The organism is Micromonospora sp. WMMD987 (assembly GCF_029581435.1).
GTDB classification, from domain to species: domain Bacteria; phylum Actinomycetota; class Actinomycetes; order Mycobacteriales; family Micromonosporaceae; genus Micromonospora; species Micromonospora rifamycinica.
The window spans coordinates 5,302,879-5,322,878 of sequence record NZ_CP120861.1 but is presented as its reverse complement, the minus strand read 5'-3'; the positions used below and the strand labels follow the sequence as shown (position 1 = coordinate 5,322,878).

The window sequence follows — 20,000 nt, the reverse complement described above, 5'->3', positions numbered from 1 at the left end:
GAGAGGGCCGGTGACCGGACCGGGCGGGGCGCGCTCGGCGCGCTATCTCGGGTTGACCGGAGCGGTGCTGCTCGCGGTGGCCGGCTGGCTGGGCGGGGCGCTGCCCGCGGTGCCGCCGACCGGTCCGTGGCGGGCGTCGGACGGCCCGGCGGCGGTGTCGTGCTGGCTGGTCGGGACGGCGCTGATGGTGGTCGCCTGGTGGGCGTTGCGCGCCGGTGCCCCGTCGACCCGGTGGGCGTACGCCACCGCCGGCCTCTGGTCGCTGCCGCTGCTGGTCACCCCGCCGCTGGCCAGCCGGGACGTCTACTCGTACGCCTGCCAGGGCTGGTCGTACGCGGCCGGACAGGACCCGTACCGGGTGGGGGTGGCGGCGGCCGGCTGCCCGTGGGTGGAGTCGGTCGCGCCGATCTGGCGGGACACCCCGGCCCCGTACGGCCCGGCCTTCGTGCTGCTGGCCGCGCTGGCCGCCGGGCTCGGCGGCACCCTGGTCGGCACCCTGGTGGTGCTGCGGTTGTACGCGGTGGCCGGGGTGCTGCTGGTGGCGCTCTGCCTGCCCGGCCTGGCCCGCGCCGCCGGGGTGCCCACCCGCCGGGCGGCCTGGCTGGGGCTGGCCTCGCCGCTGGTCGGGGTGCACCTGGTGGCCGGCGCGCACAACGACGCGGTGATGCTCGGCCTGCTCCTGTTCGGCCTGCTGGTGCTGGTCCGGTCACCCGGGCGGACGCGGGCGCTGCTCGTCGCCGGGGTGCTGCTGGGGCTGGCGGTGGCGGTGAAGGCGACCGCGGTGGTGGTGCTGCCCTTCGCGGCCCTGACGGCGCTGCACGGCCGGTACACCTGGCGGGGCCTGCTGCGCGACGGCGGCCGGCTGGCCGGGGCGGTGCTGGTCACTCTGGCGGCCGTCTCGGCGCTGTCCGGGCTGGGGCTGGGCTGGGTGGCCGGGTTGGCCCGCAGCGGGGACTCGCAGCAGTGGACGTCGCCGCCGACGGCGGTGGGTTTCGTGATCGACTACGTCGGTGAGCTGGCCGGTCGGCAGCCGGACGCGGTGCCGGTGACCCGGGCGGTGGGCCTGCTCGCGCTGGTGGTGCTGCTGGCGGTGCTCTGGTGGCGGGCGTGGACGGCGCTGCGCCGGCTCAACGACGTCCGGCAGCGGGTGCACCGGCTGGCCGCGGCCCGGCCCCGGGTCACCCTGCTCGGGGCGGGGCTGGCGCTGGCGGCGACGGTGCTGCTCGCCCCGGTCCTGCACCCGTGGTACGTGACCTGGCCGTTGCTGCTGCTCGCGGTGTCGGCGACCCGGACGACCCCGGTGGTGCCGCCTGCGGCGGTGGCGGCCTTCCTCACCCTGCCCGACGGCACCACGGTCGCCCGGTACACCAAGGCGCCCGGCGCGATCGTGATGACCGCCCTGGTGGTGGCGGTCCTGGTGGGCGCGTTGCGGGGCGGCTGGAAGAACGGAACGGGCCGGCGTCGCGGAGGCGACGCCGGCCCGGCCGGTGGAACGTGACCGTCGAGGTGGGCCTCAGCAGTCGAAGTACATGGCGAACTCGTGCGGGGTCGGGCGCAGGCGCACCGGGTCGACCTCGTTGGCCCGCTTCCAGCTGACCCAGGTGGAGATCAGGTCGGGCGTGAAGACGCCACCGTCGAGCAGGTAGTCGTGGTCGGCCTCGAGGGCGTCGAGCACCTCCGGCAGCGAGCCCGGCACCTGCTTGACGTCGCCCCACTCCTCCGGCGGGAGGTCGTAGAGGTCCTTGTCGATCGGGGCCGGCGGCTCGATCTTGCTCTTGATGCCGTCCAGCCCGGCCATCATCATCGCCGAGAAGGCGAGGTACGGGTTGCTGGACGGGTCCGGCACCCGGAACTCGACCCGCTTGGCCTTGGCGCTGGCGCCGGTGACCGGGATGCGGGTGCAGGCGGAGCGGTTGCGCTGCGAGTAGACCAGGTTCACCGGGGCCTCGTAGCCGGGCACCAGCCGGCGGTACGAGTTGACCGTCGGGTTGGTGAACGCCAGCAGCGACGGCGCGTGGTGCAGCAGACCACCGATGTACCAGCGGGCCATGTCCGACAGGCCGGCGTAGCCGGTCTCGTCGTAGAACAGCGGCTCACCGTTGAGCCAGAGGCTCTGGTGGGTGTGCATGCCGGAGCCGTTGTCGCCGAAGAGCGGCTTGGGCATGAAGGTGGCGGTCTTGCCGTTGGCCCAGGCCTCGTTCTTCACGATGTACTTGAAGAGCTGGAGCTGGTCGCCGGCGTGCAGCAGGGTGGAGAACTTGTAGTTGATCTCCGACTGGCCGGCGGTGCCGACCTCGTGGTGCGAACGCTCCACGGTGAAGCCGCCGTCGACCAGGCGACGCACGATCGAGTCACGCAGGTCGGCGTAGTGGTCCACCGGCGGCACCGGGAAGTAGCCGCCCTTGTACGCGGTCTTGTAGCCGCGGTTGCCGCCGGCCTCCTCGCGCCCGCTGTTCCACGCGCCCTCGATCGAGTCGATGTAGTAGAACGACTGGTGCGCGGAGGTCTCGTGGCGGATCGAGTCGAAGATGTAGAACTCGGCCTCGGCACCGAAGTACGCGGTGTCGGCGATGCCGCTGGCGGCGAGGTAGGCCTCAGCCTTCTTGGCCACGTTGCGCGGGTCCCGGGAGTAGGCCTCACGGGTGAACGGGTCGTGGATGAAGAAGTTGAGCGCGAGGGTCTTCTGCGCCCGGAACGGGTCGATGAAGGCGGTCGCGACGTCCGGGAGTAGGAGCATGTCCGACTCGTGGATCGCCTGGAAACCGCGGATCGACGAACCGTCGAACGCGAGACCGTCGGTGAAGACGCTGTCGTCGAAGGACTCCACCGGCAGATTGAAGTGCTGCATCACGCCGGGCAGGTCACAAAAACGTACGTCGACGAACTTTACGTCCTCGTTCTTGAGGTATCGCAGGAGTTCCTCGGGATTGGCAAACACACGTCCTCCTGGCACGTCCACTCCGGTGGCTGGGCTCTGGCGACGCTATGACCGTGGGGTTGCTCGCCCGTGTCTCCAATGTTTCTGCCGTGTTACGCCGCTAGCGGAGCGTCATCTGCGCCGCTCAGTACCCGCCGGGTTGTCCGTTCGGACGATACCGGGTGCAGCGCTGTGTCGCCATTCGTAGTGATTAGACCGAATTTGCATAGACTGCAGGAATACCCTGCCTGTCCACCTGGTGAGCGGGCGGGCGGGCGGCAGCGGCAACCGCTGACCGCCCCTGACCGACGGCGGGCCGGTGCTGACCGCCCCTGACCGACGGCGGGCCGGTGCTGACCGCCCCTGACCGACGGCGGGCCGGTGCTGACTACCCTTGACCACCGTGACGAGTCCGCCCGCGGCACCGGTGCCGCCCGCCACCGACCCCGCCTTCACCCCGCCCGGCCTCGGCCGACGGTTCGGTGCCCTGGTGATCGACTGGGTGCTCTGCCTGCTGGTGTCGAACTTCTTCGCCGACCCGGTCCGCGACGGCTGGGCCCCGGTGGCCGTGCTCGTCGTCGAGTACGGCTTCTTCCTCGGCCTGTTCGCCCAGACCCCCGGCATGTGGATCACCCGGCTGCGCTGCCTCGACTGGTCCGACGGCGGGCGGATCGGGATACCCCGGGCATTCCTGCGCGGCCTGCTCCTGGCCCTGGTGGTGCCGCCCCTGATCATGGACGAGCACCGTCGTGGCCTGCACGACCGGCTGTCCAGCGCGGTCATCGCCGACGCCCCCCGCCCCACCACGTGATCGCCATCGCCCCGCCCCCCACCCGCCCGCCACGTGATCGCGCTGCTCGCCGCGTGATTGCGCTGCCCGCCCCGCCCGCCACGTGATCGCGCTGCCCGCCACGCGCTGATCGCGCTGCCCGCCACGCGCTGATCGCGCTGCCCGCCACGCGCTGATCGCGCTGCTCGCCACGCGCTGATCGCGCTGCCCGCCACGCGCTGATCGCGCTGCTCGCCCCGTGCCCGCGCCTGCCCGCCGCGTGATCGTGCTCGATCCTGGTTGTAGTGGCATCCGACCGCTGCGAGACCACTACAACCAGGATCCAGCACGATCATGAACAGTCGACCCCCACTGCGGAGAGGACCACGCCTGGGCGCGGGCGCGGGCACGGGGCGAGCAGGCGCGGGCACGGGGGCTGGAGCGGGCCGGGTGCGCGGCCGACAGGCGGCGGGTGGCGGCCGACGGCCGGCAGGTGGCGGGGCGTACGACGTAGGGGTCAGCGGCCCCGCGTCTGGCGGAACGCGCGGCCCGGGGGCCGCATGTTCTTCGGGATCGCGCCCTTGGGCATCTGCGGGCGGGCGGTGAGGGCCTTGAGCCGCTTGTCGAGCGAGTTGACGTCCTTGCCGTTCAGGGTGCGCGGCAGCCGCATCAGGGTCATCCGTAGCTTACGGATCGGCAGCTCACCCTCGCCCTGGCCGATCACGTAGTCGTGCAGCGGCGCGGAGCCGATCACCTTGGCCAGCCGACGCTTCTCCTGACCCAGCAGGCCGCGTACCCGCTGCGGGTTGCCCTCGGCGAGCAGGATCACGCCGGGCCGGCCGATCACCAGGTGCACCATGTCCATCTGGGTGGTGGAGCTGACCGCCGGGGTGACCCGCCAGTCGCCGCGCATGCTCTCCATGATCTGCGCCGCCGCGCCGGGCTGCCCCTCGGCGGCGTTCATCATCGCCTTGTTGGACCGCAGGTTGAGCACGACCAGCACGGCGAGCAGGGTGAACAGGATGCCGATCGGCAGCCAGAGCCAGCCCCAGAGGATCACCGCGACCACGGTGAGCGCGAGCGGGATCAGCACCGCTCCGGCGGCCAGCGGCGCGAACCACCGGTCCTGCTTGGCGGTGAACCTGAACACCATCCCGATCTGCTTCAGCCGCTGGCCGAACGAGACCTTCTCCTGGGGCTTCGCCATGCCGCGAGTCTAGTGGTCCCCGCCAGGACGGATGATCCCCGGCCGGTCGGTCGGCGGCGGGCCGGGCTGTCCCGGGTGGCGGGACCACCGCGAGCGGGGTCGATCCGGCCGGCGGCGCGGCGGGACCGGACCGGTTCCGGGACCGGCCCGGCCGGTTCCGCCGGTGGTCAGCCGGTGGGCGACCGGTCCCCGGCCGGCGGCGCGGTGCGCGGGCGTGGCACGACCGGAGCGGCCCGGCCGGTGCCGCCCTGCCCCGTGCCGCTGTGCCCGGTGCCGCCCTGCCCCGTGCCGCTGTGGCCGGTGCTGTCGGCGCCGCCCTCCTCGTGGTAGTCCTCCTCGACGTTGACTTCCCAGACGTCGTGGTCGGTGCCGTCCAGGATGTTCTCGGCGGCCAGCATCGCGGTGAGCATCGAGTGGTCCTGGTTGTTGTACCGGTGCATGCCGTTGCGGCCCACCGGGTGCACGTTCGGCACGGCCTCGGCGAGCCAGCGGCGGATCACCTCGACGGCCTCGGCGTACCCCTCGTCGTAGACCGGGTAGGCCTTGGGCATCCGTACCACGTAGCCGGTGGTGACCGAGCCGGGGCGGACCAGGCCGAGCCGCTCCAGCTCGGCGGTGCCGAAGGCGACCAGCTCCGGGTCGGGCGTCGACCACAGCTCGTCACCCTCGTTGACGAAGTACTCCAGGCCGAGACAGGTGCCGCCGTCGCGGACCATCTCGGGCGACCAGGCGCCGTAGTTCTGGATCCGGCCGACCTGCACCCCGGGGGTGTGCACGTAGATCCAGTTGTCGGGGAAGCCGGCCTCGGTCGGCACCACCAGGGCCACGGTCAGGAAGTCGCGGTGCCGCAGCGCGTCGGCGGCCTCGCGCACCGCCTGCGGCGCGGGCGGGTCCATCGCCCGGACCAGGGCCGAGATCGGCATGGTGGAGACCACGTGGTCGGCGGCGATCCGCCGTTCGCCGGTCGGGCCGGCGACGGTCACCGCGACCGCGCGGCCGTCGTCCCGGTGCACGGTGCGCACCGCCGTCTCCAGCTCGACCGTCCCACCGCCCTTGACCACCAGTTCGGCGCAGCGTTCCCACATCATCCCCGGGCCGAGCCGGGGGTACCGGAACTCCTCGATCAGGCTGGTCACCTCGGTGCCGCCCCGCTGGGGCAGCAGCGCGCCGCGGATCGCCGCGCCGAGGGAGAGGTTACGGATGCGCTGGGCCGCCCAGTCCGCCTGCAGCTCCGTCGCGGGGATGCCCCAGACCTTCTCGGTGTACGTCTTGAAGAACATCCGGTACAGCCGGGCGCCGAACCGGGCCGACACCCAGCCCTCGAAGTGGCTCTGGTCGGCCGGCGGACGGACCCGTGCCCACAGGTACGACCCGACGCACCGGCAGGCCTCCCACACGCCGAGGTTGCGCAGCGCGTTGCCGGCCCGCAGCGGGTAGTCGAACAGTCGGCCCTGGTAGTGGATCCGGCTCATCCGGGGGCGCAGCAGGAAGTCGTCCTCGGGGAGCACCTCGTGCCAGAACGCCTCGACCCGGGACACCTTGGTGAAGAACCGGTGCCCGCCGATGTCGAACCGCCAGCCCTCCCGCTCGACCGTGCGGCTGATCCCGCCCACCACGTCGTCGGCCTCCACCACCTCGACCGGGGCGTGTCTACGGGTCAACTCGTACGCGGCGGTGAGACCGGCGGGGCCGGCGCCGATGACAACCGTGTGCGGCTGCGCCATCAAAGACACCACCATCGATGAGTTGGAGGTCGGGGCTGGCGGAATCTAACACGATCTCGCCCTGCTCGGGGAGCGTCGTCGAATCGTCGCCGAGCTGCCGCCCACCACCCCTTGCGGGTGCCGCCGACGTCTGAGAAGATCGACACATCCGAATGCCCAGCGTTCGTCGCGGTGGCCGGTGGAGTCGTGCGGGCGTACCCCGGTGGCGTCCCGGGCCGGCCGACGGCACCGAGGCACCGTCAGCCGAAGCCGATCGAGGCGTTCCGGCGGGCTGTCAGCCGACGGTGACCGAGGCGTCCCGGCGGGCCGTCAGGGCCTGCTGGTAGAGCCGCCCCGCGCGGTACGACGAACGCACCAGTGGTCCGCTCATCACCCCGGCGAAGCCGATCTCCTCGGCCTCCTCGCGCAGCTCCACGAACTCCTCCGGCTTGACCCAGCGGGTCACCGGGTGGTGCCGGGGGGTGGGCCGCAGGTACTGGGTGATCGTGATCAGCTCGCAGCCCGCGGAGTGCAGGTCGCGCAGCGCCTGGGAGACCTCGGCCCGCTCCTCGCCCATGCCCAGGATCAGGTTGCTCTTGGTGACCAGGCCGTCGGCGCGGGCCTGCCGGATCACGTCGAGCGAGCGCTCGTAGCGGAACGCCGGGCGGATCCGCTTGAAGATCCGGGGCACCGTCTCGACGTTGTGCGCCAGCACCTCCGGCCGGGCGCCGAACACCTCGGCGAGCTGCTCGGGGACCGCGTTGAAGTCGGGGATCAGCAGCTCGACGCCGCAGCCGGAGCGCAGCGCGTGGATCTGCCGGACGGTCTCGGCGTACAGCCACGCGCCGCCGTCGGGCAGGTCGTCGCGGGCCACCCCGGTGATGGTGGCGTACCGCAGGCCCATCGTGGCGACCGACTCGGCGACCCGGCGGGGCTCGTCCGCGTCGAACTCGGCCGGCTTGCCGGTGTCGATCTGGCAGAAGTCGCAGCGCCGGGTGCACTGGTCGCCGCCGATGAGGAAGGTGGCCTCCCGGTCCTCCCAGCACTCGTAGATGTTGGGGCAGCCGGCCTCCTGGCAGACGGTGTGCAACCCCTCGCGCGAGACCAGCCCGCGCAGCTCGGTGTACTCCGGCCCCATCTTGGCCTTGACCTTGATCCACGGCGGTTTGCGCTCGATCGGCGTCTCGGCGTTGCGCGCCTCGATCCGCAGCATCCGTCGCCCCTCGGGGGCGACCGTCGCGGAGCGCGCTGCCTGCTGGGTCGTCGGCGCGGAGTGCTCGATCGTCACGAAAACGAGCCTACGCCCGACGGTGGCGATCGATGCACGTCGGGCGACCGGCGTCACGTCCCGGGTCTTGTGACACCGGACACCGACCGGCCGGAAAAGCCCGTTACAGGCCGCCGGGACGGGTGCTAGCGTGCCCGGCGAAGCTGTGACGGAGCCGAGTACCGCCCCGATCCGCCAGTGCAGAGAGCCGCCGGTCGCTGGAAGGCGGTCTGACGCCGGGGCGCGAAGACCCTCCCGAGCCGCGGGAAGAACGGCGTGTCCGCACGCCCAGTAGAGCCCGCCCGGCTGGCCCCGGTGAAAAGGCGACGAATGAGGCCCCCGCCACGGTGGGGGCGAAGGTGTGGTGGCACCGCGAGGTTCCCGCTCGCCCACACCTCCCGGGGATCGCGTTGCGATTCGATCGAGGAGGTAACCGCCGTGCAACGCATCCTTTCCGCCCACCTGTCCACCCGTGTCGGCGCGACCGGGCGGGTCGCCGGCTGGGTGCACCGCCGCCGACTGCTCAAGTCGGTGGCCTTCCTGATCGTCCGGGACGCCGCCGGCCTGACCCAGGTGGTGGTCACCGACCCGGCCGTCCGGGCCGCCGTGACGGCGCTGCCCGAGGAGACCGTGGTCGAGGTGGTCGGCACGGTCACCGCGAACGGCACCGCGCCCGCCGGGGTCGAGCTGACCGACCCGACGGTACGACCGCTCGGCCCGCCCGCCGTGCCGCCCCCGTTCGACCTGTACCGGCCGGCGCTCACCGCGACCCTGCCCACCCAGCTCGACCACGCCCCGGTGGCGCTGCGGCACCCGACCCGCGCGGCGGCCCTGCGGATCGCGGCGGCGGCGGTGGCCGGCTTCCGGGCGACCCTGGACGCCCGCGACTTCGTGGAGGTGCACACCCCGAAGGTGGTCGCCACGTCGACCGAGAGCGGGGCGGACGTCTTCACCCTCGACTGGTTCGGTCGGCCCGCCTACCTGGCCCAGTCGCCGCAGTTCTACAAGCAGCTCATGGTGGGCGTCTTCGAACGGGTCTACGAGGTGGGGCCGGTGTTCCGGGCCGAACCGCACGACACCGTCCGGCACCTGGCCCAGTACACCTCGCTCGACGTCGAGTTGGGCTTCGTCGACGACCACCGGGACGTGATGGCGGTGCTCCGGGACACCCTCGCCGGGATGCTCGCCGAGGTGGCGCGGCGGGCCGGCGGCGCGGTGGCGACCCTGGGGTCGACCCTGCCCGAGGTGCCGGTCGAGATCCCGGCCGTGCACTTCACCGAGGCGCTGCGGATCGCCGGCGCACCCCCCGACGAGCCCGACCTCGCCCCCGCCCACGAGCGGGCGCTGGGGGAGTGGGCCAGCGCCACCCACGGGTCGGACTTCCTCTTCGTCACCGGGTACCCGATGGCGAAGCGGCCCTTCTACACCCATCCCGACCCGGCCCGGCCGGCGTACTCGAACGGTTTCGACCTGCTCTTCCGGGGTCTGGAGCTGGTCACCGGCGGGCAGCGGCTGCACCGCCACCCGGACTACCTGGCAGCGCTCGCGGCGTGTGGCGAGCCGGTCGAGCCGTACGCCGGGTACCTGGACGCGTTCCGGCACGGGATGCCGCCGCACGGCGGCTTCGCGATCGGCCTGGAGCGCTTCGTGGCCCGGCTGGTCGGCGCGGCCAACGTCCGGGAGGTGACCGCCTTCCCGCGCGACCTGCACCGGCTGACCCCCTGAGCCGCCGAGGGTCTGCCCGGCCGGTCGCGGTCGCCCGCCGGACGTGCACTCTGGGTAGTGGCCACACCGGTGTCACCGTTGGTTGCTCTCCGTGATCGGTGCGGCGTGTGTGTGAAGCCCACTTTGATCATGTCTCAGCCCGCACCCCGCTGAACAGGGGTTTCGTTGCTACCTCTCCCTAGCCCACCCACCTGCCCCTCCCCACTTTGCTCTGCTGCCATCGACGCGACGGTCACCTTCCGCATGCGGTGCCTCTAGGGCAGCAGAGCAAAGTGGGGGAGAGAGGTAGGTGCTACCTGTCGCTCTTCTTACGCTGCGTAGCGGATTGGGAGGTGCTGCGGCCGACGGCGCTGGGCGGCAGCGTGGCGGATACGGTGCCGGTGGATCGGCGGCGGCCCGACGGCGCAACGGGAGCGGCGGGGATCGCGGGGTCAGGCCGGTCCGAGCAGGTCCCAGCGGTTGCCGGCGATGTCCCGGAATACGGCCACCCGACCGTACGGTTCGGTGCGCGGAGGCGTCACGAACTCCACGCCGGCGTCGACCATCCGTCGGTGGACGGCGTCGAAGTCGTCGACCCGGAGGAAGAAACCGACCCGGCGGGCGACCTGGTCACCGACCGCCGCGTCCTGCCGCTCGCCGTCGGCGCGGGCCAGCAGGATGCCGGTCTGCGCGCCGGGCGGACGGACCACCACCCACCGCTTCGGGCGGCCGCCGTTGGTCAGCGAGGGCGCGTCCTCGACCAGCTCGAAGCCGAGAATCCCGGTGAAGAACGCGATGGCCGGGTCGTAGTCGGCGACGACGAGGGTGACGAGGTCGATCCGCACCGGCTCAGCCGAGCAGGGTGGGCAGGTGCCGCTCCACCACGGGCAGGACCTCGGCCACCGTCACGGGGCGGCCCAGTTCGGCGGTGAGCGAGGTGGTGCCGGCGTCGGCGATGCCGCAGGCCACGATCCGGTCGTAGTACGACAGGTCGCAGTCGCAGTTGATCGCGAAGCCGTGCTGGGTGACGCCCCGGGCGACCCGGATGCCGATGGCGGCCACCTTGCGGGCCGGCCCCCGGTCGTCGTCGGGCACCCATACGCCGCTACGCCCCTCGACCCGGCCGGCGGTCAGCCCGAACTCGGCGCAGACGTCGATCAGCAACTGCTCGGTGCGGCGGACGTAGGCGACCACGTCGACCGGGTCGGGCAGCCGGACGATGGGATACCCGACGAGCTGCCCCGGGCCGTGCCAGGTGATCTTGCCGCCCCGGTCGACGTCGACCACCGGGGTACCGTCCATCGGCCGGTCCCAGGGCTCGGTGCGCTTGCCCGCGGTGTAGACGCTCGGGTGCTCCAACAGCAGCACCGTGTCGCCCTGCTCGCCGGCCACCACCTCCGCGTGCAGCCGACGTTGCTCGTCCCACGCGGTCGGGTAGTCGACCACCCCCGCCCGGACGGTGGTCACCCCGGAAGTCGTCACGCTCACCGTGCGAGCCTAACGCCGTCCGCCCGTGTCCCGCCCCGTGAGCCTCGTCGCGCCACCCTGCGTGACCCGCGCAGGCGGCCGGTCAGGCAGCGGGGACGGTCCAGAGCCAGACGTCGTCCACCCGGCGGGGCTCGCCGAGCAGCGCGGTGGCGGTACGACGCAGCGCGTCCTCGTCCAGGTCGTACTTGGCGCCGTGCACCTCGTCGGGGAGGACGACCGCCTCCACCCCCCAGTACCGCAGGTCGGCCCGGGACAGACGGATGCTGCCCTCGGTGACGATCGGCACCAGCCCGGTCCGGCCGGCCTGGTCCATCAGGGTGTCGAAGGTGCGCGGCGGCGGGCCGATCCGGCCCCGTCCGTCGGGGCCGCCGGGGCCGAGGAAGAAGCCGGCGGGCAGCCGGAACTCACCCTGCCGGTGGGCCAGGGCGTACGCCTGCCAGCGCTGGCCGTCGGGGGTGACGTCCAGGGTCAGCGGGATCGGGGTGAGCACCCCGCCCGGTGAGACGTACTGCCGCCAGGTGCCGGCGGTGACGAACTCCGGCACCGGCGGGCGGACGCTGGTCAGCAGCGGGGTGGGCAGCAGCGGCAGCAGGGCCGCCGCGAAGCCCACCCCCCACGCCCAGGCCGCCGGCCGGCCCGGTGGCGTCGTGCGCAGCCGGTCGACCGCGTACGCCAGCAGCACCCCGATCACCGGGGCGACCACCAGGGCCAGCCGGGACGGCAGGGCGGCGTTGACCACCGGCAGGTCGTCCAGCGCCCCGAAGGGCAGCAGCTGCCCGGTGCGCCGCCCGTTCCACTGCGCCACCGGCCCCCAGGAGAGCACCGCGAAGACCACGGCGGTCACCCCGAGCGCGGTCAGCGTCGCCCGCCGGCCGGGACTGGCCCGATGCCACAGCCACCCGAAGCAGACCACGGTGAGCAGCAGCAGCGGCAGCCCGAAGAAACTGTTCTCCTCGGTCGGGTTGGGCGCCAGCGTGGTGTCCAGCCCGGCGGCCCCGGCCAGCGACCGGCTCGGGTACGCCCCGAACGCGGCGATGTCCTCCGAGTGGACGACCGGGTCGAAGCCGGTGCCGTGGAAGCGCTGCGGCCCGGCGAAGTGCAGCCACAGCGGGTACGCCAGCAGTACCCCGGCGACCAGCGCGGTCACCGCCAGCCCGCGCAGGAAGTCCGGCAGCGCGGCGCGGGCCTCGGCCCGCCGGGCCGGGTGCAGCGCCCAGACGGCGAGGAAGACGGCGATCGCCAGGGCGGTGAAGAACAGCCCCTCGGCGGCGATCGAGAAGGCCACCGCGACCAGCAGGCCGAGCAGCAGGCCGCCCCGCCGCCAGCGCCCGGGTCGACCCAGCGCGAACACCGCCGACACCAGCAGCGGCACCAGCCAGCCGGCGGTCCAGTTCAGGTGCGCGTTGGCGTGCGCGACCATGCCGGGGGAGAAGGCGATGGACAGCGCCCCGACGCCCGCCGCGAGCCGGCTGGCGACTAGCCGCCGGGAGAGCAGCCAGTACCAGGCCAGCGCGGTGGCGGCCAGGTTGAGGGTGAGGATCACCAGGAACGTCGCCGGTGGTCCGATCAGGTACGTCAACGGCGCGAAGACCACCGCGTACACGGTGATCGAGGTGTTGACGGCGAGGTTCACCCCGTCCGGCACGTTGAGCAGGTGGGTGAAGAGCGGGTTCTCCCCGTGGGTGACGGCGTGTCCGCCGAAGGCGAGCAGCCACTCGAACAACGCCTGGTCGCTGGAGTTCACGGTGATCGCCCGCTGGTCCGGGTCGCGCCACAGCCCGCTGGTGACCCAGACCGCCAGCACCACCGCGACGATCACCACGATCAGGTCGGCCCGTCGACCCCGACGGGTGCCCGGTGCGGCGGTGGGCGGCTGGTCGGCGGCCAGGGTCGGAGAGGTCGGCACGGAGCGGACGTTACCAACCGGAACCGGACCCGCCGGCCGGACCCGCGGACCCGTCGCCGGGCGGACGCCCTCGGGTCGCCGGGCGACCGCCCCCGGCTCAGTCGGTCAGGGCGGCGTGCAGGGCGGCGGGCAGCTCGGGGTGGGTCCAGGTGAAACCGGCCCGGGTGAGCACGGCGGGCACGACCCGGGTGCTGGTCAGCGCCTCCTGGGCGAAGCCGCCCAGGGCGACCTTCAGGGCCACCGCCGGGATCGGGACGACAGCCGGCCGGTGCAGCTGGCGGGCGAACTCCCGGGTGAACTCGGCGTTGGTGACCGGGTTCGGGCCGACCACGTTGACCGCGCCGGCGACCTCCCCGGCGGTCAACAGGAACACCACGGCGTCCAACCAGTCCCGCAGCGAGATCCACGGCAGCCACTGCCGACCGCTGCCCAGCCTGCCGGCGACGCCGAGCTTGAACGGCAGCATCTGCGGCTTGAGCAGCCCCCCGTCGCGGTGCAGCGGGAGGCCGGTCCGCAGCCGTACCACCCGCACCCCGGCGTCCTCGGCGGGCCGGGTCGCCGCCTCCCAGACCCGGCACACGTCGGCGAGGAACCCCTCGCCCGCCGGGGCGTCCTCCTCGACCACCCGGTCGCCGGTGTCGCCGTACCAGCCGACCGCGGAGGAGTTCAGCAGCACCCCGGGGCGGTCCGCCGCCGGCAGCCCGGCGATCGTGACGGCCAGCGTGGTGGTGCTGTCCACCCGGCTGGACCGGATCACCCTGCGGTAGTCGTCGGTCCACCGTTTGTCGCCGACCCCGGCCCCGGCCAGGTTGACCACCGCGTCGGCCCCGGCCACCACGGCCGGGTCGAGCTGCCCCGCCGCCGGGTTCCACCGCTGTTCGTCGGGGGTACGCGGCGACCGCCGGACCAGCCGGACGACCTGGTGCCCCTCGTCGGTGAGACGATCGACCAACCGGGTGCCGAGAAAACCGGACGCGCCGCCCATCAGGATCCGCATACCCCCATCTTCGGCTACGCGCCCCCCATCGGATGCGCCGACCGCCCCCGACCCCCCTTCACCACCCCTCGCCGGCCGGCTCGGGTGGGTGGGACGCCGGGGAAGGCGGGAGGGTCGGGGACCTACCGGGTGCCCGCGTCACTGGTGGGGACGGGACGTAGGTCGGCGAGGAGGCGCTCCACCTCGGCGAACGCGTCCGCCGGTAGTGGGCCGAGGGTGAGGGTGGCGAAGTTCTCCCGGGCCTGTGCCACCGTCCGGCAGCCGGGGATCGGCACCGTCCGGGGGCTGCGGGCGAGCAGCCAGCCCAACGCCCCCTGGGCGAGCGTGCGGCCGTCCGAGGTCAACGCCTCCCGGACCGCCGCCACCCGGGCCGACCACTCGGGGCTGGGGCGGCCGTCGCGGAACCACACCAGCCACTGCGGTGCCCGCCCCCGTACGTCGTCCGCCCCCGGCGTGCGGGTGGCCCCGGTGAGCAGGCCCATCGCCAGCGGCCCCCGGTTGAGGCTGGCCAGGTCGAACGTGTCGCAGACCGCGAGCACCTGCGGGTTGTCGTTGAGCACCGACTCGTCGTGTTCGACGGCGACGCAGTGCGGCCCCGCCTCGGCGAACGCCCGCGCCGACGCCGGGTCGTCGGTGCTCCAGCCGTACCCCCGGATCTTGCCCTGGTCGACCAGGCCCTCCAGGGTGTCGACCAGGTCGAGCGCGGCGGACGCCGCCAGGTCGTTGAGGTGCAGCAGGTAGAGGTCGACGTGATCGGTGCCGAGCCGGCGCAGCGATCCCTCCAGGCTGGCCACCGCGTACGCCGGGTCGGCGTCGACACCCAGCGCCCGCCGGGTCGCCTCGTCGCTGCGGTTGCCGAACTTGGTGACGATCACCGCCCGGTCCCGCCGGCCGGCGAGCGCCCGGCCGAGCACCCGCTCGCTGTGCCCGGCCCCGTAGTTGCTGGCCGTGTCGAAGAGCGTGACGCCCAGGTCGAGGGCCTGGTGGATGGTGGCGACCGACTCGTCGTCGTCCACCTCGCCCCAGCCGTACGGCTGACCGTCGTCGCCCCAGAGCGGGCCGCCGATCGCCCAGCACCCCATGCCGATCGCGCCGACCTCGATTCCGCTGCGGCCCAGAGTCCGTGTCGTCGTCATGCCGACCAGTGTTGAACCTGGAGTGCGCTCCAGGTCAAGCGGTAGCATGCGGTCCGTGTATTCGCCCTCGGAGGCCGCCCGGCGCAGCGGGTTCAGCCTCGACACCCTCCGCTACTACGAGAAGATCGGCCTGCTCAGCGGCGTCGGCCGCACCTCCGGCGGTCGTCGGGTCTTCACCGACGACGACCTGAGCTGGCTGGTGATCTTCCGCTGCCTGCGCGACACCGGCATGCCGATCGCCGAGATGTGCCGCTACGCCGAGCTGTCCCGCGAAGGCGAGCACACCGTCGCCGCCCGCCAGGAGCTGCTGGAGCAACACGCCGCCCGGGTCGAGGAGCAGATGACGCTGCTCCAGCGCCAGTACGCCCACCTGCGCGAGAAGATCCGCTTCTACCAGGGCGTCACCGGGGCGAACCCGGTTCGCTGACCGACCCGGTCGCGTCCACCGGCGGCGGGGCCGGGTGCCTGGCCGACGGCGGGTCCGGCCGGGCGGCAGGTGGTGTCCGTGTGCGCCTCCACCCGCCCGCCGAGGGTTCACCATCCGCCGCACGATCCAGTCGACCATGCGGTGGTCCCGGCTGAGCTGGTCGAGCACCGGCCGCAGCTCGGGTGCCTCGTCGGCGAGCACCCGGAACGCCCCCGCGTCCTCGCCGCTGTGGTGCCGGGTCAGCGCGGCGCAGAAGCTGAGACAGTGGGTACGCAGGTGGCGCAGCCGGCCGCCGGGAGGCGACCGATCGTCCCCGGGACCGGCAGCGCGTCGACCCTGGACGGCCGGCGGCCCGTCATCGGCGGGCCGACCCGTGCCGGGAGGGCAATCGGTGTCGGTCGACGGGTCGGCGTCGAGGGCGGCCCGGATCTGGTCCAGCTCGTCGAGCAGCCAGAGATGGATCTCTACCAGTTGGTGGCCGAGCGCGGTCAGGCGGTCGGTCGGGGTGGAATCGGGGTGCACGTGTGTCCCATGCTGTCCCGCGCCTCCGTGCCCTCGGCGGTCTCCTTACCGGGTGCACCGCGACGCTGCACCGATCCTACGACGTGCCCGGCGCGCTGTCCGACCCCGAGGGTGACGCACCCGGCCGTGCCGTCCGACCGCTGATCGGGGCCTCCTCGTGCCGACGGGACCGCCGGGGCGGCCCCGTGCGCCCGTGCGTGGCCGGCCCGCCCGGCGGGCACGCCCCGGGATCAGGCTCAGTCGGCCGGGTGCCGGCGCAGCCCGGCCATCAGCAGGTCGAGCAGCCGGCCGGCGAGGTCCCGCTGGTCCGGCCCCTGGGCGGCCAGGGACATCCCGCTGAGCCCGGCCAGCACGTCGCCGGGGTCCACGTCCGGGCGGATCGTGCCGGCGGTGACGCCGGCCGTCAGCAGGCGGGTCAGCGCGGCGACCAGCAGGTCCCGGCTCTGCGCGTACGGGTTGGTGCCGGCGGCGACCACCAGGCGCAGGGCGTCGGCCATGCCCCGCTTGGTGGCCAGGTAGTCGACGAAGTGGTCCATCCAGGCCCGGGTCGCCTCGGCGGCGGGCAGCCGGGCCAGCAGCTCGTCGGCGGCGGCGCACAGCTTGGCCAGCTCGCTGCGGTAGGCCGCCTCGACCAGGGCCTCCCGGGTGGGGAAGTGCCGGTAGAGGGTGCCGATGCCGACCCCGGCGTCGCGGGCGATCGCCTCCAGGGTCACCTCCGGCCCCTGCCGGGAGAACGCCCGGACGGCGGTGTCGAGCAGCCGCTGCCGGTTGCGCAGCGCATCGGCGCGCAGCGGGCGGGGGGCGGGCTGCGGCGCGTCGACTCCGGGGCGGTTGTGCGGCACGTCGTCTCCTGGGTCTGGTGCGGCGCGGGCGTCCCGGCCGGCGACGGCCGTCCGGCGTGGCCCGGTTGGCAAACGGAGGAACCTCCGGTTAGGCTCGGAAGCTGTAACGGAGGGGCCTCCGCTTCTCATCGTAGCGGCCGGGCCGACCGACCCGCGTCGCGCCGGACAAGGACGGATCATGATGACCACCAACACACCAGTCCGCACGCCCTTCGACGCCAGCAGCACCGCCCTGGAGGTGGTCCGGGACGTCGACCTCACCGGCCGCCGCGCCGTGGTGACCGGCGGCGCCTCGGGCATCGGCGTGGAGACCGCCCGCGCGCTCGCCGCCGGCGGGGCCGACGTCACCCTGGCCGTGCGGGACCTCGACGCCGGCCAGCGGGCCGCCCGGGACATCACCGCCACGACCGGCAACGACCGGCTGCTGGTCGCCCCGCTCGACCTCGCCGACCAGGCGTCGGTGGCCGCCTTCGTGGCCACCTGGGACGGGCCGCTGCACCTGCTGATCGACAACGCCGGCATCATGGCGTCTCCCGAGCGGCGCACCGCCGAGGGCTGGGAGTTGCAGTTCGCCACCAACCACCTCGGCCACTTCGCGCTGGCCACCGGACTGCACCGCGCCCTGGCCGCCGCCGACGGTGCCCGGATCGTCTCGGTCAGCTCGGCGGCACACCTCCGGTCGCCGGTGGTCTTCGACGACATCCACTTCCGGCAGCGCCCCTACGACCCGTGGCAGGCGTACGGGCAGTCGAAGACCGCGAACGTGCTCTTCGCCGTCGAGGCGACCCGGCGCTGGGCCGACGACGGCATCCTCAGCAACGCGCTGATGCCCGGCGCGATCCAGACCAACCTCCAGCGGTACGTCAGCGCCGAGGAACTGGAACGGATGCGGTCCGCCAGTGGCGGTGGTGCGGCCACCTGGAAGACCGTGGAACAGGGTGCCGCCACCTCGGTGCTGGTCGCCACCTCGCCGCTGCTCGACGGGATCGGCGGCCGGTACTTCGAGGACTGCCAGCAGGCCGCCCCGAACCAGCCCGGCACCCGCACCGGCGTCGCCGCGTACGCCCTCGACCCGGCCGCCGCCGAGCGGCTCTGGACGGTCTCCGAGCAGACCCTGCGCGGCTGACCCGCCGCCGCCCCGGTGCCGGCCACCACCGGCGGATCGCCGGGTGCCGGTGGCCGGCGCGGTGACGACGGAGGCGCCCCGGTCGACCGACCGGGGCGCCTTCGCAGACGGGGTGTTACAGGCCCAGCTCGGCCTCGAAGTTGCCGCCCTCCAGCCGCTCCTTGACCGCGACCAGGAACCGGGCCGCGTCGGCGCCGTCGATCAGCCGGTGGTCGTAGGACAGGGCCAGGTAGACCATCGACCGGATCGCGACGACCTCACCCAGGTCCGGGTCGTTCACCACGACCGGACGCTTCACCACGGCACCCGTGCCGAGCATCGCCGACTGCGGTGAGGGCACGATCGGGGTGTCGAATAGCGCGCCCCGGCTGCCGGTGTTGGTCAGCGTGAAGGTCGCCCCGGCGATCTCGTCCGGGCTGATCTTGTTGGTCCGGGTGCGCTCGGCCAGATCCGCGACCCGCTTGGCGATGCCGCCCAGGTTGAGGTCACCGGCGTTGTGGATGACCGGCGTCAGCAGGCCCCGCTCGGTGTCCACCGCGATGCCGAGGTTCTCGGCCTCCGGGTAGGTGATGGTGCCCGCGTCGAGGTCCATCCGGGCGTTCACGACCGGGTACGTCTGGAGAGCCTCGATGGCGGCCAGCGCGAAGAACGGCAGGAACGACAGCTTCACACCGTGCCGCTGCTGGAACGAGTCCTTCGCCTGCGCCCGCAGCCGGGCGATCCGGGTGACGTCCACCTCGATGACCGTGGTGAGCTGCGCCATCTCGTGCAGCGACTCCTGCAGCCGGGTGGCGATGGCCTTGCGGATCCGGGTCAGCTTCTCGGTGCTGCCCCGCTTGCCGCTCGGCTGCGGCTTCGCCGCCGGTGCGGCCGGGGCCGCACCGGCGGCCGGCTGCGCGGCGGGGGCCGGAGCCGCCTTGGCCGCCTTCGCCTTCTCCGCCGCCTCCAGCACGTCCTGCTTGCGGATCCGGCCACCGACCCCGGTGCCGGTGACCGACGCCAGGTCGACACCGTGCTCGTTGGCCAGCTTGCGCACCAGCGGGGTCACGTAACCGGGGACCTCCCCGCCGCCCTGGGCGGGGGCGGCCGACGGCCGGGCCGCGGGAGCGGCCGGCTGCGCGGCCTGCTCGGCCTTCGCCGGCTGGGCGGCCGACTCGGCCTCGGCGGCCGGCTCGTTGTACCCCGCACCCGGGGTGGGCTCGCTGACCTCCGGCTTCGCCTCGGCCTTCGGGGCCGGCGCTGCCTCGGGTTCCGGCTTCGCCTCGGCCTTCGGCTCCGGCTCCGATTCGGCCGGGGCGGCGCCCGCGGTGCCGATGACCGCCAGGTCCGCACCGACGGCGGCGGTCTCGTCCTCGGGGACCTTGATCTCCAGGACGGTGCCGGCGACCGGCGACGGGATCTCGGTGTCGACCTTGTCGGTCGACACCTCCAGCAGCGGCTCGTCGACCTCGACGGTCTCGCCGACCTGCTTGAGCCAGCGGGTGACGGTGCCCTCGGTGACGCTCTCGCCCAGGGCCGGCATCTTCACCGGGGTGCCCTCGCCCGAGGACGCCGGGGCGGCCTGCGCCGCCGGCTGCTCCTGCTTCTGCTCGGGCTCCGGGCCGGTGCCCTCGGCCGCGGCCGTCGGCTCGGTGGCCGGCTCGGCCTGCTCCGGCTCGGCGGCCTCGTCGTCCTGGGGGGCGTCCGAACCGGCCGACTCGCCCTCGCCGGAGATGACGGCCAGCTCGCTGCCGACCTCGGCGGTCTCGTCCTCAGCGACCACGATCCGGCTCAGCACCCCCGCCGCGGGGGACGGGATCTCGGTGTCCACCTTGTCGGTCGACACCTCCAGCAGCGGCTCGTCGACCTCGACGGTCTCGCCCTCCTGCTTGAGCCAGCGGGTGACGGTGCCCTCGGTGACGCTCTCGCCGAGCCGAGGCATGGTGACCGATACCGGCATGTTCTGAAACTCCTTCGTGGCCTGGTGCGATCCTCGCCCGCTTGCCGCCG

Annotated in this window: 16 protein-coding genes; 5 read left to right on the top strand and 11 right to left on the bottom strand. The window is 73.5% G+C overall.

Features of this window, described 5'->3' with window-relative positions:
* The first annotated feature begins 10 nt into the window (after positions 1–10).
* Complete coding sequence (gene mptB / locus O7612_RS22375; protein WP_282267128.1) at positions 11–1,498, top strand: polyprenol phosphomannose-dependent alpha 1,6 mannosyltransferase MptB; 1,488 nt, start codon at positions 11–13, stop codon at positions 1,496–1,498.
* 15 nt (positions 1,499–1,513) lie between these two features.
* Here the strand turns inward: mptB and glnA are convergent, their stop codons facing one another.
* Positions 1,514–2,938 carry a type I glutamate--ammonia ligase gene (gene glnA / locus O7612_RS22370; protein WP_067313152.1) on the bottom strand — a complete coding sequence of 475 codons (1,425 nt, stop codon included), beginning with the start codon at positions 2,936–2,938 and terminating at the stop codon, positions 1,514–1,516.
* 406 nt (positions 2,939–3,344) lie between these two features.
* Between glnA and O7612_RS22365 the strand changes: the two genes are divergently transcribed.
* Positions 3,345–3,728, top strand: coding sequence for an RDD family protein (locus O7612_RS22365; RefSeq protein WP_282273999.1), 384 nt, complete (start codon positions 3,345–3,347; stop codon positions 3,726–3,728).
* Between the two features lie 475 nt (positions 3,729–4,203).
* Here O7612_RS22365 and O7612_RS22360 read toward each other — a convergent pair whose 3' ends face one another.
* From O7612_RS22360 to lipA, 3 genes are all read right to left on the bottom strand, one after another.
* A complete protein-coding gene (locus O7612_RS22360) occupies positions 4,204–4,893 on the bottom strand; it encodes a DUF4191 domain-containing protein (RefSeq protein WP_282267125.1) in 690 nt (229 codons plus the stop codon).
* Between the two features lie 167 nt (positions 4,894–5,060).
* The gene (locus tag O7612_RS22355; RefSeq protein WP_282267123.1) at positions 5,061–6,617 is read right to left on the bottom strand and encodes an NAD(P)/FAD-dependent oxidoreductase; all 1,557 of its coding nucleotides are present in this window, start codon (positions 6,615–6,617) and stop codon (positions 5,061–5,063) included.
* Positions 6,618–6,891: 274 nt separating this feature from the next.
* Positions 6,892–7,941, bottom strand: coding sequence for a lipoyl synthase (gene lipA / locus O7612_RS22350; RefSeq protein ID WP_282267121.1), 1,050 nt, complete (start codon positions 7,939–7,941; stop codon positions 6,892–6,894).
* 360 nt (positions 7,942–8,301) lie between these two features.
* Here lipA and aspS point away from each other — a divergent pair, with 360 nt between their 5' ends.
* The gene (gene aspS / locus O7612_RS22345) at positions 8,302–9,588 is read left to right on the top strand and encodes an aspartate--tRNA(Asn) ligase (RefSeq protein ID WP_282267119.1); all 1,287 of its coding nucleotides are present in this window, start codon (positions 8,302–8,304) and stop codon (positions 9,586–9,588) included.
* Positions 9,589–10,019: 431 nt separating this feature from the next.
* Here the strand turns inward: aspS and O7612_RS22340 are convergent, their stop codons facing one another.
* The 5 genes from O7612_RS22340 to O7612_RS22320 all read right to left on the bottom strand — a co-directional run bounded on the left by O7612_RS22340 (position 10,020) and on the right by O7612_RS22320 (position 15,094).
* Positions 10,020–10,412 carry a VOC family protein gene (locus O7612_RS22340; RefSeq protein ID WP_282267117.1) on the bottom strand — a complete coding sequence of 131 codons (393 nt, stop codon included), beginning with the start codon at positions 10,410–10,412 and terminating at the stop codon, positions 10,020–10,022.
* A gap of 4 nt (positions 10,413–10,416) precedes the next feature.
* Positions 10,417–11,055: a lipoyl(octanoyl) transferase LipB gene (lipB, locus tag O7612_RS22335; protein ID WP_282267115.1), complete on the bottom strand. Its 639-nt coding sequence runs from the start codon at positions 11,053–11,055 to the stop codon at positions 10,417–10,419.
* An 82-nt stretch (positions 11,056–11,137) separates the two neighbouring features.
* Positions 11,138–12,961, bottom strand: a complete 1,824-nt coding sequence (locus O7612_RS22330) for a DUF2079 domain-containing protein (protein ID WP_282267113.1) — start codon at positions 12,959–12,961, stop codon at positions 11,138–11,140.
* A gap of 97 nt (positions 12,962–13,058) precedes the next feature.
* Positions 13,059–13,958 (bottom strand): TIGR01777 family oxidoreductase, encoded by a 900-nt coding sequence (locus O7612_RS22325; protein WP_282267111.1) that lies wholly within the window; start codon positions 13,956–13,958, stop codon positions 13,059–13,061.
* A 122-nt stretch (positions 13,959–14,080) separates the two neighbouring features.
* On the bottom strand, positions 14,081–15,094 hold the full coding sequence (locus tag O7612_RS22320) for an aldo/keto reductase (protein WP_282267109.1): 1,014 nt from the start codon (positions 15,092–15,094) through the stop codon (positions 14,081–14,083).
* A gap of 46 nt (positions 15,095–15,140) precedes the next feature.
* On the opposite strand from O7612_RS22320, the gene O7612_RS22315 reads away from it, so the two are divergent.
* Positions 15,141–15,521 (top strand): MerR family transcriptional regulator, encoded by a 381-nt coding sequence (locus tag O7612_RS22315; RefSeq protein WP_282267107.1) that lies wholly within the window; start codon positions 15,141–15,143, stop codon positions 15,519–15,521.
* Positions 15,522–16,279: 758 nt separating this feature from the next.
* Here O7612_RS22315 and O7612_RS22305 read toward each other — a convergent pair.
* Positions 16,280–16,885, bottom strand: coding sequence for a TetR/AcrR family transcriptional regulator (locus tag O7612_RS22305; protein ID WP_282267105.1), 606 nt, complete (start codon positions 16,883–16,885; stop codon positions 16,280–16,282).
* A gap of 181 nt (positions 16,886–17,066) precedes the next feature.
* Between O7612_RS22305 and O7612_RS22300 the strand changes: the two genes are divergently transcribed.
* Positions 17,067–18,011 (top strand): SDR family NAD(P)-dependent oxidoreductase, encoded by a 945-nt coding sequence (locus O7612_RS22300; RefSeq protein ID WP_282273998.1) that lies wholly within the window; start codon positions 17,067–17,069, stop codon positions 18,009–18,011.
* A 115-nt stretch (positions 18,012–18,126) separates the two neighbouring features.
* Here the strand turns inward: O7612_RS22300 and sucB are convergent, their stop codons facing one another.
* On the bottom strand, positions 18,127–19,950 hold the full coding sequence (gene sucB, locus O7612_RS22295; protein WP_282267103.1) for a 2-oxoglutarate dehydrogenase, E2 component, dihydrolipoamide succinyltransferase: 1,824 nt from the start codon (positions 19,948–19,950) through the stop codon (positions 18,127–18,129).
* Positions 19,951–20,000 lie beyond the last annotated feature (50 nt).